13 protein-coding genes are annotated in these 13,185 nt (G+C 64.1%); 4 read left to right on the forward strand and 9 right to left on the reverse strand.

Translation table 11 applies throughout. The features are described 5' to 3' along the window. Positions 1–160: 160 nt before the first annotated feature. The 6 genes from PF446_RS04740 to PF446_RS04765 form a co-directional block, all read right to left on the reverse strand. Complete coding sequence (locus PF446_RS04740; RefSeq protein WP_298070098.1) at positions 161–2,482, reverse strand: MMPL family transporter; 2,322 nt, start codon at positions 2,480–2,482, stop codon at positions 161–163. Positions 2,483–2,486: 4 nt separating this feature from the next. Next, entirely contained in the window at positions 2,487–3,149 is a 663-nt protein-coding gene (locus tag PF446_RS04745) for a LolA-related protein (RefSeq protein ID WP_298070099.1), read from the reverse strand. Next, on the reverse strand, positions 3,073–4,038 hold the full coding sequence (locus PF446_RS04750) for an acyltransferase (protein WP_298070100.1): 966 nt from the start codon (positions 4,036–4,038) through the stop codon (positions 3,073–3,075). The genes PF446_RS04745 and PF446_RS04750 overlap by 77 nt, the downstream gene beginning before the upstream one ends. After that, the gene (locus PF446_RS04755; RefSeq protein WP_298070101.1) at positions 4,035–4,238 is read right to left on the reverse strand and encodes a hypothetical protein; all 204 of its coding nucleotides are present in this window, start codon (positions 4,236–4,238) and stop codon (positions 4,035–4,037) included. The genes PF446_RS04750 and PF446_RS04755 overlap by 4 nt, the downstream gene beginning before the upstream one ends. A 98-nt stretch (positions 4,239–4,336) precedes the next feature. Continuing rightward, positions 4,337–5,017, reverse strand: a complete 681-nt coding sequence (locus PF446_RS04760) for a xanthomonadin biosynthesis protein (protein ID WP_298070102.1) — start codon at positions 5,015–5,017, stop codon at positions 4,337–4,339. 15 nt (positions 5,018–5,032) lie between these two features. Beyond that, positions 5,033–5,305 carry a phosphopantetheine-binding protein gene (locus tag PF446_RS04765; protein WP_298070103.1) on the reverse strand — a complete coding sequence of 91 codons (273 nt, stop codon included), beginning with the start codon at positions 5,303–5,305 and terminating at the stop codon, positions 5,033–5,035. Positions 5,306–5,439: 134 nt separating this feature from the next. On the opposite strand from PF446_RS04765, the gene PF446_RS04770 reads away from it, so the two are divergent. Further along, positions 5,440–6,438, forward strand: coding sequence for a pteridine-dependent deoxygenase (locus PF446_RS04770; RefSeq protein WP_298070104.1), 999 nt, complete (start codon positions 5,440–5,442; stop codon positions 6,436–6,438). Positions 6,439–6,466: 28 nt separating this feature from the next. Here the strand turns inward: PF446_RS04770 and glmU are convergent, their stop codons facing one another. Both glmU and asnB read right to left on the reverse strand, forming a co-directional pair. Beyond that, on the reverse strand, positions 6,467–7,840 hold the full coding sequence (gene glmU, locus PF446_RS04775; protein WP_298070105.1) for a bifunctional UDP-N-acetylglucosamine diphosphorylase/glucosamine-1-phosphate N-acetyltransferase GlmU: 1,374 nt from the start codon (positions 7,838–7,840) through the stop codon (positions 6,467–6,469). A 54-nt stretch (positions 7,841–7,894) separates the two neighbouring features. Further along, entirely contained in the window at positions 7,895–9,586 is a 1,692-nt protein-coding gene (gene asnB / locus PF446_RS04780; RefSeq protein WP_298070106.1) for an asparagine synthase B, read from the reverse strand. Positions 9,587–9,824: 238 nt separating this feature from the next. Between asnB and PF446_RS04785 the strand changes: the two genes are divergently transcribed. The 3 genes from PF446_RS04785 (at position 9,825) to PF446_RS04795 (ending at position 12,796) form a co-directional block, all read left to right on the forward strand. Continuing rightward, entirely contained in the window at positions 9,825–10,202 is a 378-nt protein-coding gene (locus PF446_RS04785; RefSeq protein WP_298070107.1) for a GtrA family protein, read from the forward strand. 204 nt (positions 10,203–10,406) lie between these two features. Next, positions 10,407–12,122, forward strand: coding sequence for an AsmA family protein (locus PF446_RS04790; RefSeq protein WP_298070108.1), 1,716 nt, complete (start codon positions 10,407–10,409; stop codon positions 12,120–12,122). A gap of 158 nt (positions 12,123–12,280) precedes the next feature. Next, positions 12,281–12,796 (forward strand): DUF3016 domain-containing protein, encoded by a 516-nt coding sequence (locus PF446_RS04795; RefSeq protein WP_298070109.1) that lies wholly within the window; start codon positions 12,281–12,283, stop codon positions 12,794–12,796. Between the two features lie 88 nt (positions 12,797–12,884). Here PF446_RS04795 and atpC read toward each other — a convergent pair. Next, positions 12,885–13,185, reverse strand: a 301-nt coding sequence (gene atpC, locus PF446_RS04800) for an ATP synthase F1 subunit epsilon (protein WP_298070110.1), incomplete at its 5' end; no start/stop codon positions are given.

Raw genomic sequence — 13,185 nt, forward strand, 5'->3', positions numbered from 1 at the left:
CAGATGCACGGCATGCAGGTGCCCCTCGCTTCGCAGGGGATGCTGCGGATTGCGATGTCCGGCGCTGCTGGCATGAATACATTGCGCATCCCATTCGAGCACCGCATCCAGCAGGCACATGGCGCCCGCATGCGGGATCAGATGGGCCCAGTCGGCACGCTCAAGTCTCATGCCGGGCTCCGTGCGGCGCCATCAGGATCGACAGGCAGAAATGGAAGGCCACGCCGAGACTGACCGTAAGACCGATCGCGCGCAGTACCGGAATCGTCGACCATGCCAGCATGCCGAACACCAGCAGCGCAGAAAGCACACACACCACCGTGGCATGCAGCGTGCGCCGTTGCTCTTGCGGGTCGCCGGTATCGCGCTCGAAGAACAGGGCATAGTGCAGTCCCAGTCCCGCCGCGAGGATCAGCGCGACCAGGTGGAACAGGGAGATCTCGATGCCCGCCACGCGCTCGACCGCCAGCACCAGGAAGGTGGCCAGTGTCATCGGCGCCAGCACATGCCATGCGCGGCGCAGGCTGCGCAGCGCCACGCCGATGGTCACCACCAGCAACAGGACCGCCACCGTCAGGGCCATCAGGATGCGCGTCCGGTACGCGGCCACCAGCGACTCGGATGCATGCTTGATGTCCAGCAGATGCACCGCGCCGTGGGTACGCTGTGAAAGTCCCGCAAGGGCAACCGGGTCATGCACGCCGGTGAGCGTGGCCAGACCGATCCAGCCACCGGGTCGCTGCACCAGCATCGAGGCCAGCCGCTGGCCCAGCGGGGACTGCTCGAACATCGCCGGGGTCAGCAGCGGCAGCGTGCGCGCCTTTTCCACCGCATCGACGAAAGGCGCGAACACGCGGGGGCGGAAGGGCAGGCCATCGGTCGCCTTCGCCAGCGCCGCCTCCAGGGTGGCACGATCGGGCAGCCGTGCCTGCCGCGCGCGCTGCACGGCAAGCGGCGGAAGGTAGCGCGTGGGCAACTCGGCGCCATCGAGCGCGCCTTTCTGCTCGAGTGTACGCAGCATCGGCCGGACCTGATCCGATCGACGCAGCACGTCCTGCGCGCTGTTGCCCCGGATGACCAGCAGGTAGCGCACGTCCGGTGCGCCCAACGCGCTGCGAAGCCGGCTGTCGGTGTGCATCAGCCGGGCGGGCAACGGAGTCAGCTTGGCCAGGTTGTTCTGCCAGAACCGGCCCGGCGCCAGCAGCAACATCACGACCACCCCGGCGCTGACCAGCAGCGCAATCCAACGGGGACGCGGCAGGCGATCGAGGAACGTGCGAAAGCGCGCCAGTCCCGGTGTACCCGCCACATCGACGAACCGCTCCGGCAGTACCCGTGGCAACAGGTAGCGAGTGCTCAAACCTGCACCGAGCAGGCCGCTGATGGTGAATACTGCCAGTTGCTGCAACCCTGGAACGCCGGAAGCATAAAAGGCCAGGTAGGCGATGCAGGCCGAAGCAATTGCGGTCAGCAGCAACGGCCACAATCCACGCACGCTTTCGAGGTTGGAAGCCCCGGCACGACGATGGCTGAGCAGACGGATCGGGTATTCCTGCGCCACGCCCAGCAAGGTGAAGCCGAAGGCCAGCGTGATGCCGTGCACCTGCGGATACAAGCTCACCAGCATGGCCAGCCCGGCCAGCGCTCCGCTGGCAATCGGCAAGGCGCCCAGCAGCAATGCGGACGGACTGCGGTAGGCCAGCAGCATCAGCAGGATGAAGCCTACGCTGGAGATCCGTCCGATCCAGTCCGCCTGGTCGCGGGTCTGCCGGTTGATGACCACACTGAAGTAACCCGGGCCGCTGAGCGTGAGTTTCGCCTCGCGACTTCCCTGAAGACCATGGAAGGCCTTGCGCAGCGCACCGATGGCCTGGCGCTGGGTTCCGGGGTCGAAACCCGAGGCCTGCGTCTGGACCAGCATCACGGCCTCGCCCCTGGCATCGAACCAGACCCCGTCACGTACCTTCGGCGCATCCGGCGGCGACCAGCGTTTGGCCAGCTTCAGCAATTCCAGTGTGGGGTCCCGCGGCAACCAGCTCTCGAGCATGCCGCCCGCCGGCGAAGCCAGGTCCTGGAGTCGTTGCTGGAGCTGTTCGCGCAGAAAACCCGCATCCATGTGGTGCGTGTCCAGGGTCGAGGAAAGCAGGTACCGGTAGGGCAGCAACTCCGGGGACAGGCGAGCCGGATCAAAATCACCGTTGACCACCTGGGTGAAATGCGGGTCCTTGCGTAACGCGGCTGCAAGACCGGCACTCATATCCGCCAGCGCGGATGGGGGCTTGCCGCTGATGGCCACCAGCAGCAGGCGCGAGCCGGGGCCATTGCCGATCTGGTCCATCAGCAGTTTCTGGTCGGCGGTGGCCGGCGGCGGCATGAAGCTGCGAAGGTCGGTGCTGACGCGCAGGTTGCGCGTCACAACCAAGGCCAGTGCCGCCAGCACCAGCAGCCACAGAACGATCAGGGTCAGGCGAGGCGCGCGCATGCGCCTAGTCGGCCTGTCGACACAGGGCGGAGAGAGCCTCACGCGTGGGCTTGGCGGGCATTCGTGCCGCCAGCGGACCAAGCAGGTCGATGCTTTCAGTCCCCTGCGCCTCGCTGATCATGATGCAATGCAGGTTGTCGCGGTCGCCGTACAGTCCAATGCGGCCAAGGCTGCGCGCCAGCCTGGCCGACTTCGGCGTCAGTATAAGGCTCCAGCCGGAATCGGTGCCATGACGCTCGAGTTGCGAATGGAACATCGTGCGCAAACGCGTCGTGTCGCCGGACAACACCGCGACCAGGCTGTCCAGAAGGGCCTTGAGCGACGGTGCACGGTCCAGCGAGAAATGGCGCGTGGCGTGACCGGAACGGTGCATCGTGACCTCGCCGTCCGCGATCCGTGTGGTCTCCACGTAGGGGCTGTCGACATGCCGTTCCAGACGATCGCCTCCCTCCCATGACAGCTGGCCGTAGACCAGCAATGGGCGATCCAGCAAAGGCGAAAAGCGTGCCTCGGCAAAGACCGTGCGGGTGGGCGGCGTCCGCGCAAGAAGCGCCACCGGCGCGAGTGCGGCGCTTGTCCTGGTCGGGGTCTCAGCCGCACACGCCGGCGCCATCACGCAGGTCATGGCCAGAACTGTCAGCGTCCACTTTGCAATTCGCGGGGACATGCCAGAAATCATAGAAATTGAACCAGTTGTAGGGGTAGGTGCGCGCCATCTTCTCCAGACGCGAAGCATAGTCGCGCACGTATCCGTGCACTGCCTTCATGCGGCCCTGGCGCGACAGCCCTTTGGGGTCGGCAAAGGACTCGAACATCAGTTTGTAACGATTGCCGCCCAGATACAGGCCAAAACACAGCACTACCGGAACACGCAGGGTGGCAGCCAGCATCCATGGCCCCATCGGGAACGCTGCCGGACGACCCAGGAACGGGACCTGAAGCATGCTTTCATCGGGACGGCCCCGGTCGGCCAGCAGAGCCACCATATGACCCTGGCGCACGGCCTCGCCCAGCGCAAGCACCACGCTGGCCGGGTCCTGGGATCCATCGATCACGCGCGCGCCGATATCGGGTGCGAGCGCCTCCAGCAACGCCGTCATCGCCGGTGTCTGCTGCTTGTTCAACACCACCCGCAGTGTAGCCTTGTCATAGCGGTTGGAAAGCATACGCAGTGCTTCGAAACTGCCATGATGGGAACCCACCAATATCACGCCACGACCCTGCTCGACCGTTTGATGCAGCGTCTCCAGCCCTTCCACCTCGAGTTCGAAGCCACGCGCGCCTCGCGCCAGCATGTACACCCGGTCCAGCGTCACAGCGGCAAAGCTGTGCATGTGCCGGAAAATCTGTGCGCAGGAAATGGGGCCACCAAGCACGCTGTGCAGGAACGCCCGTGAAGCCTGCCGCTCGTGGCGACGACGAAGGAAGAAGTACAGCGTGACCGGATACAGCACCGCCCGTGCCACTGGCCGCCCGCAGTACAGTGCGATGGTGCGGATCAGCCATTGCGCGAAATAGCTGCCGCCTTCCGGGCGGTATCGCCAGTGCGCGTTCATGCACAAACCTCCACGCGACCATGCGCCAGCACTCCGGTCGCGCTACGGATCTCGAACCGGCACAGGGGAGGCCCGCCCTCGAGACAAATCTCGGCCTCCACCCCCGGTTCGAGCGGAGCAACGAATTTGGCGTCGATGATGCGCGCAATCCTGAGGCTATGCCGGGCGCGTATCATGCCGGCGACAGCCTCGAGCTGCATCACCGCCGGAACCAGTGGGTGTCCCGGGAAATGTCCGGGCAGACTTGGATGCTGCGCATCAATGCACAAGTTCGCCCCTGGAATGGTTGCTGACCGGCTCATGACGAAGGCAGTGTATCGCGTGCACCGCGCACGATTTGTGGCCAGCAGGTCACCAGCTGACGAAGGAAGGCCACCGGACCCGGCTGCGGCAGGTGCCGGAAATACCAGCGCCGGAACAGATACTCGGTCAGCATGGCCACCCCCGGCAACAGGTATCCGCCGACGTGCAGGTAGATGCGGGCCCAGATCCGCATCTCGGGTCTTGCCGAGGCCAGCATCGTCCAGCATGCACACAGCAGCAACACCTGCACGCCCAGCAGGATGGCCCAGTACCAGGTCACCTGACGGGTATAGCGCGCGATGCCCTCACTCTCGAGCCGCTCCGGCCCTTCGGTGAGGCGGACCACGCGCGTGACCAGCGGCTCGCGATCCGCTCGCAGGGTTCGGGCGAAAACAAAGCACAGGCCGGCATTGATGAGAACGGGTACGGTGTCAAGGATGGCATGGGCATGGCCGCGCCAGTCCAGCCACAGCACCAAGACCGCGCACATGCACCAGGCCATGGCTACCGGCATGCGCCGCATGGGCAGCGACAACGCCACAGCCACCAGCATCGCCGGTACGGCAAGCCGGAACGGCAGCGCGGTTCCGGATAACGCACCTGCCAGTAGCAGTGCGATATAGGCCAGCACCATCAAGGGCAACAAAGCGCGATGCCGAAACGAGGTTTCCGTCACGGCCGCATCCAGGCCTCAGGCTTCGGCCCGGCGCTGCTCGATGTGCCCGGAAAGAGCACGCAGGCTGGCGAAGATCTGCTTGTTGTCGGGATTGTCCGAACGCAACTGAAATCCATAGCTCTTGGAGACCGCAAGGGCGATTTCCAGCGCGTCGATGGAATCCAGCCCCAGATCCCCCCCGAACAGGGGCGCCTCGGGATCCAGATCACCCGCCTGCACGTCTTCCAGGTTCAAGCTTTCGACAATCAGTTCGGCCAGCGCGTGCTCGGCCTCGGTCTGCGTACTCATGCTCGGTTTCCAGATCCCTCGGAATTGATTTCCGCACCCATCAGGTCCGGGCGCGGGAGTGTACCATAGGGCGGTTTTTCATCTGCCTGCATCCCTTTGTGTCAGGACTCTGGCAGAGGCGCAAGGATTACTGCATGAACCAGCCCCGCTCAGACCACCGCATGCCTGCATCAAGCCGCCCTGTAGTTCGTTATCGTCCGGGCGGCGACCTGGATGAAATACTTGCCGACCCCGGCACGCTCGCAGTGATGACCTTTGGCGATGCCTTGCCGCTCCGGGTGGACGACCCACGCGTGCTGAACGTGCCCCTGCAGCCGGCGGCATCCTCGCAGTCGTCGTGCCTGGAACATTGGCATGTGGATGATCATGTCGAATCCGGCCGCGATGCCGGGCTCGCCTGGGCATCCAGCAACCACTGGCTGTTTGCTGCCCTGGATCTGGACGAAGCCGATCACGGCAGCATCGAGGATAGCGCCGAACTGGCCTACGCGCAGTTGTGCGGCTTTCTTGACAGGCGCCCGCAACGTCACGTGCAGCGCCTGTGGAATTACCTGGGCTCGATCAACCAGGGTCATGGCGACGACGAACGCTACCGGCAATTCTGCGCCGGACGCCAACGTGGCATGGGCCATTTTTTTGACAACGGCTATCCGGCCGCCACGGCCATCGGCCATCATCAGGCCACCACGCGCATGCAGGTGTACTGCCTGGCCTCGACCTTGCCGGGAACCCGGGTCGAGAATCCGCGTCAACTCAGCGCCTGGCGCTACCCGCGTCAATACGGACCCACCCCGCCCAGTTTCGCACGCGCCATGCGCCTGCCCGGCGATGCTTCGATGGCGATCTCGGGCACCGCATCGATCACCGGACACGATTCGCGCCACGAAGGTGATCTCGAGGCACAGCTTGGCGAGACCCTGGCCAACCTCAAGGCGCTTCTCAAAAGCAATCATCAGCCTGAACACTTCGGTCCCGGTGATCCATTGAAGATCTATGTGCGTCATCCCGAGCACGTCGCGCGCGCAGAAGCCTTCTTCGACGAACATACCCCGGTATCACCACGCATCATCCTGAACGGCGACATCTGCCGCAGCGAGCTTCTGGTCGAAATCGACGGCTGGCGTTTCGCCTGAAGACCGCCTGCGGAAGGTGATCCTGCCGCTATTCGGGTTCGCGCTTCAACGGACGCCTCCATCCCGACAAGGTCGTCTGGCGCGCGCGCGCCAGGGTGAGCTTTCCCGCCGGAATCTGGCCGCTGACGGTGGAACCGGCGCCGATGGTGGCCTGGGCACCGATGGTGACGGGCGCGACCAGGGCACTGTTGGAGCCGATGAAGGCACCATCCTCGATTCGTGTGTGGTGCTTGTTCACGCCGTCGTAATTGCAGGTAATGGTGCCGGCGCCGATGTTCACCCCGCTGCCGATCTCGGTATCGCCCAGGTAGGCCAGGTGGTTGGCCTTGCTGTCCGGACCCAGGCGAGCCTTCTTCATCTCCACGAAGTTGCCTGCCTGGGCGCCTTCGGCCAGGCGCGCGCCGGGCCGCAGCCGCGCAAACGGGCCGATTTTGCAAGCCCCCTCGGTCACCACGCCATCGAGATCGCAATGTGCATGCACCACCGTACCCGCCGACAGACACACGTCGCGCAGTCGGCAGAACGGCCCGATACGCACCTTGTCGCCAAGCACCACCTCGCCCTCGAGGATCACGTCGACGTCGATCTCCACGTCACGACCGGCCTGGACCGTGCCACGAACATCAAAGCGCGCAGGATCGGCTATGCGCACGCCCGACTCGGCCAGTTCGCGTGCGCGGCGCTGGCGGTACAGTGATTCGAGCTCGGCAAGCTGCCAGGGCGTATTGGCGCCGGAGGCCTCGCGCGGATCCTCCATCCTCACGCAGCTTGCAGGGTCGCCGGCATCCGCGGCCTGGCTGAACACATCGGTCAGGTAATACTCGCCCTGCGCATTGGCATTGCCCAAAGCCGCCACCCAGGCACGCATGGGCGCGGCGTCGGCGGCCACGATACCCGTATTGGTCAGGCGAACGGATCGCTGCTCGGCAGTGGCGTCCTTGTCTTCGACAATGGCCCGGACGCGATCATGCTCCCCGAGCAGCACCCGGCCGTAGCCGCTGGGATCGTCCATCTGCGCGGCCAGGACCGCCAACGTGGCGTCGGCAGCAACCAGCGGTTGCAGTGCCGCCGCCTGCATCAACGGGACATCGCCGTACAGCACCAACACGCGCGACCCGTCCGGCACGCCCTCCATGGCCAGACGCACCGCATGACCGGTACCCAATTGCTGGGCCTGTTCCACCCAGACCAGGCGATCGCGGCTTTCGAAGGCCGCGCGGACCTGATCTCCACGGTGCCCATACACCACATGCACGCACTCGGGATCGAGCGCGTAGGCGGTATCCAGCACATGCGCGAGCATGGGCCGACCGGCCAGCGGCAACAACACCTTGGCAGTGCAAGACTTCATGCGCTTGCCCTCGCCAGCGGCGAGAACGATGACATGCAGGGAACGGGACATGATCCACAGGCTCCTGACGTTGGAAGAGGGACACTTTAGCTGCAAGCGCCCCCGTTATGCCTGGTCACCACCCACGTCCTCTGCCTTGGCAGCGTCGCGATGGATCCCGGCCACCGCGCGTCCGGACGGATCTGCGTGGCCCTCGAAGGCCTGGGACCACCGGTACGCCGTCGGCGTGGAGCAGGCAATGCTGGGGCCGCCGGGCACGGTGCGGGCAGGCGCGTCGCCAGGGTAATACTGCTCGAACAACACCCGGTAGAGGTAGCCTTCCCTGGTCTGCGGCGGATTGACCGGGAATCGTTGCGCGGCCAGTTGCATCTGCGCATTCGTCACTTCGGCTGCGGCGTGGTCCTTGAGCGCATCGATCCAGCCGTAGCCGACACCGTCGGAAAACTGCTCCTTCTGACGCCACAACACGGCGTCCGGAAGCAAGCCTTCCCCGGCCTGGCGCAGGATATGCTTTTCCATCCTTCCTTCGCCCGGCCGCTTGGCTGCCGGCGCGGTGTGCATGGCCACATCCAGGAAGTCGCGGTCCAGGAACGGCACGCGTGCCTCCACGCCCCAGGCCGCCATGGCCTTGTTGGCACGCAGGCAGTCGTACTGATGCAGGGCGTCGAGCTTGCGCACCAGCTCGTCGTGGAACTCACGATCATCCGGAGCCATATGGAAATACAGGTAGCCGCCGAAGATCTCGTCCGCGCCCTCGCCCGAGAGCACCATCTTGATGCCCATGGCGTGGATGCGCCGGGCCAGCAGGTACATCGGCGTGGACGCCCGGATGCTGGTCACGTCGTAGGTCTCGATATGCCGGATCACGTCCGGCAGCGCATCCAGGCCTTCCTGCACCGTGAAATGGAACTCATGATGCACGGTGTCGATGGTCGCGGCCACGGTTTGCGCGGCCGCCAGGTCCGGCGAACCTTCCAGCCCGATCGAGAACGTGTGCAAGCGCGGCCACCACGCCTGTGTGCGGTCGTCGTCCTCGGTACGACGTGCGGCGTACTTGGCCGTGATCGCAGCGATCAGCGAGGAGTCCAGGCCTCCTGACAGCAGCACCCCGTACGGCACATCGCTCATCATGTGCCGGTGCACCGATGCCTCCAGTGCAGTGCGCAGGGCCTGCGGGTCGCGGGGACCGGATTCGACCGATTCGAAGCTTCGCCAATCGGGGCTGTAGTACTGCTGGGGAGCCTCCATCCCGGAGGCCAGGAAATGCCCGGGCGGAAAGACCTCCACACTCACGCAAACCTGTGTCAACGCCTTCATCTCCGAGGCCACATACAGGCGGCCCTGTGCATCGTGGCCCATGTACAACGGCACGATGCCGATCGGGTCGCGCGCCACCAGCCATTCGCGTTGAACGCGATCCCACAGGACGAAGGCAAACATGCCGTTCAGACGATTCAGAAAATCACTGCCATGCGCGCGATACAGCGGCAGGATCACCTCGCAATCCGAATCGGTGAGATAGGTGTACCCGGGATAGTCCGCGCGCAACGCCTGATGGTTGTAGATCTCGCCATTGACCGCCAACACCTGCGCGCCATCGTCGGACACCAGCGGCTGGGCGCCATGGATCAGATCGACAATGGCCAGGCGCTCATGCGCCAGTATGGCGTGCTTGTCGGCATATACGCCGCTCCAGTCGGGGCCTCGATGGCGCAGGTTGCGCGCCTGCTCCAGCACTACCGGGCGCAGTGCGCTGACGTCGCCCTCGGGGTCCAGTACCGCTACAAAACCGCACATCGTTGAAACTCCAGAACATGGGGCCGACCCGGATGCACGACCTCCTGCCGGCATCGATCGGTGGGTTTACGGGGGACAGATGCAAGCAGCGCGCATCAACCTGCGCGCGTGGACACTTGCTCCACTGTACACGTCACGAGCGCTTCCATCACCGTTCAAGTTCCCCTGGCTATGCTGAAATCATGTCTGATTGCATCCGACACTGCCGGACAAGTTCCCGGCCTCGTCCTGAGCACGCATGAGTCTGGTTCGCCAAGGCCTCGGATTCACCGCCGTGGGCACTCTGCAACTGCTTCTGGACTGGGCCGTGATGGTTGCCCTCAGTGCCCATGGCATGTCGCTTCCCGCGTCCAACGTGGCGGGGCGCCTTGCCGGGGCCAGCCTGGGGTTCTGGGCCAATCGAAAAGTCACATTCGGGGGTGCTGGCAAGCCCGCGCTGCCCCAGGTGTTCCGTTTCCTGGCGCTATGGGTCCTGCTGACCGTGCTCAGCACGCTGGCACTGGTCATCGTGACTCATCATGGAAGTCTAGCCGAGGCCTGGCTGATGAAGCCGCTGATCGAGGGCGGGCTTGCCGGAGTCAGCTTCCTGACCTGCCGGCATTGGGTGTACCGCTGACACGTTCACCACACCCCGCCGGGCATCACCGGCTTGCCGCCAACGATGCACAAACACAGGCGATCCACTTGCCTGAGGGTGTTGGCGATTGCCAGGACGCTGCAAGATCACCATCTCCCTTTTCGACCCACTCGACGCATGCCGTCGTCGGCACTAGCATGAAGAGCTCCAGTGCGTCCGCCTGACGCCTTGCCGGAGCACGTCATGAAACGCGTACTGCTTGCCCTTGTCATCGTAGTCCTGCTGGTGGTCGCTGGTGCAGGAGTGGCGTTGTCGCTGGTCGATGCCAACCGCTTCCGCCCACAGATCCAGACGGCCCTGAGCCAGGCGATCGGCCGACCTGTGACCCTTGGCGCACTCCACGTCTCGCCATGGTCCGGCGCCCTGGAGGCCGACGATATCCGCATCGCCGATGACCCGGCCTTCAGCAACAAACCCTTCATCCAGGCCGCGCAGCTCGAGGTCGGCGTGCGCTTGTGGCCGCTTCTGGTGCATCGTGAGCTCGCCGTGACCTCGCTCACACTGGACAAACCAGTCGTGCGTTTGCTGCAGCAAACCAACGGTCAATGGAACTTCACCCATTTCGGCAGCCATGCATCCAGCGACACGCCCACAAGCGCCGCATCTCCACAGGGTTCTGCAGCCTTCACGGCCGATGCCCTGAACATACGCGACGGCACCCTTGTGCTGCGCCGCGCGGTGGGCGGCATGCATCGCTATAGCCACCTGCAGCTGAGCGCGAAACATGTCGCCGCCACGGCCGCTTTTCCGTTCACCATGCAGGCCGACATGCCTTCCGGCGGGCATCTCAAGGTTGATGGCAAAATAGGTCCCTGGGATCCCTCCAATGCCATACTCACGCCTTTTCACGCACATCTGGTGATGCATGGGATTGATCTGGTCGCTGCCGGCCTGATGCAAAAGGGGCAGGGCGTGGGCGGCATCATCGACATCGATACGCAACTGCATGCAATGCGCGGTGATGTGACATCCAAGGGCACCATCACAGCACACAAACTGCAGCTGGTGGCCTCCGGATCACCATCACCGGAACCGCTGAGCGTGGATTACATGGCCGGCTACCAGATCAACCGGCATATTGGCCACATCGCCGATACCACACTCGGCACCCGCAAGGCCCGTCTTGCACTGGACGGCACCTTCGACAACCGCGGCAAGACCATGCAACTGGATATTCAGATCCGCGGAAACAAACTCCCGGTGGATGATCTGCAACCCTTGCTCCCCGCCTTCGGCGTGGTCCTGCCAAAGAATTCACACCTGCGGGGAGGCACCCTGAACGTGGCCCTGCATGCCCACGGAGCGCTTGACGCCCTGCACATCGATGGGCCGGTTGCCATCAACGACACGACCCTGGCCGGCTACAGCCTCGGATCGAAAATGGGTGGCGCCCTCTCCCTGGCGGGCATTCATGCACCCAGCGACACGCTCATCAAGCACGCCGAAGCCGGATTGGCGATCCAGCCCTCCGGCATCCGCGCCGACCCGGTCAAGGCCGAGGTCAGCGACCTCGGAAGCATCACCGGCAAGGGGCGCATGGCGGCCGACGGCAGTCTGGATTTCAACATGCTCGTCAAATTGGCCTCCGGGATCACCGGCGCTCAGGGCGTGGGCGGCATGCTCGGCGGATCCAAGGCCGGACGTATTCTCGGCAGCGTGCTCGGCGAAAGTTCGAGTCAGGGTATCGGCGTGCATGTCACGGGCACGGCCAGCGATCCCAGGTTTCGTCTTGATCCCGCTGCTGTTGCCGGGCTACTCCAATCGGGTTTGATCCATAAACAGGCACCTGCCTCGGCGCACACACCTGCGACTTCCACGTCGTCATCGGCCAAGGATGTCATCGGAAACATGCTGCGGGGTGTTTTGAAGAAAAAAACCACGGGCAGCAGTGGAAACTGATCGGCCTGTGAGGCAGCATCCTGAATCTCGGTGATGGTGATGGTGAACTCTGCTAGGGTCAGGATGTTCCAAGTGTATGCAGGCATGGCCGCCGCGTTGCGTGCAAGGATCTCATTCGCACAGGCGACCACCTCGTGTATCGCCAGCGGGTAAACGTCATGAATCGCAACCGTATTGTCGCCATCTTGATTGCTGTCCTGCTGCTGGCCGGCGCAGCACCTGATTTTGCCCAAGCAGCCAGCCCTTCCGTGCAGGTGCGCTACATCCACCCCAAGCACTTCACCGAAACCCGATTCACACCGCCCAGTGAACGAATCGGTTCCATGGATTATCTTGCCCCCCTGAAGCGCTACATCGAAAAGCGCGCTGCAAAGGTGATCCAGCCCGGACAAAAGCTCTCGATCGAGATCACCGACATCAAACGGGCAGGCAACTACGAACCATGGCCCGGTGGACCTTCGGGATGGATGCGCGTCGTGCGCAGCGACTATCCACCGCGAATCACCTTGCATTTCACCCTGCATGGCGCGGACGGATCGGTGCTGAAAAAGGGCACGCGCCACTTGATCGGCATGGGCTTCATGAGCTGGAGCATGCCCGGCAACTCCGATCCGTTGCGTTATGAGAAGACCTTGATCGACCACTGGCTGCGTCACGGCGAAAACAAGCTCTAGGCAAGGCAACCACCGACCCGCTGGCAGCGGATACAGCGACGCCGGCGCAAGGCCGGCGTCGTGCAACCATCGGAATGTTCTGCGTGGATCAGTGCTTGAGATTGCGCCGCATGCGCTCAAGGGCTTGCAACTGGGCCACGGCCTCGGCCTGCTTGACCTGGGCTTCGGCCACTTCCATCGCATCGGTGCGGTCAGCCAGGGCCCTCTCGGCTTCTTCCTTTGCGGTCTTTGCGGCGGCCTCGTCGAGGTCACTGGCACGCGCGGCCGAGTCTGCCAGCACGGTGACCACCTGAGGCTGTACTTCAAGAATACCGCCGGAGACATAGAACGACTGGCGCTGTCCGTCTTCGAGAAGGACCTCGACATGACCCGGCTTGAGCCGCGTGATC

The organism is Oleiagrimonas sp. (assembly GCF_027858935.1).
GTDB lineage: Bacteria > Pseudomonadota > Gammaproteobacteria > Xanthomonadales > Rhodanobacteraceae > Oleiagrimonas.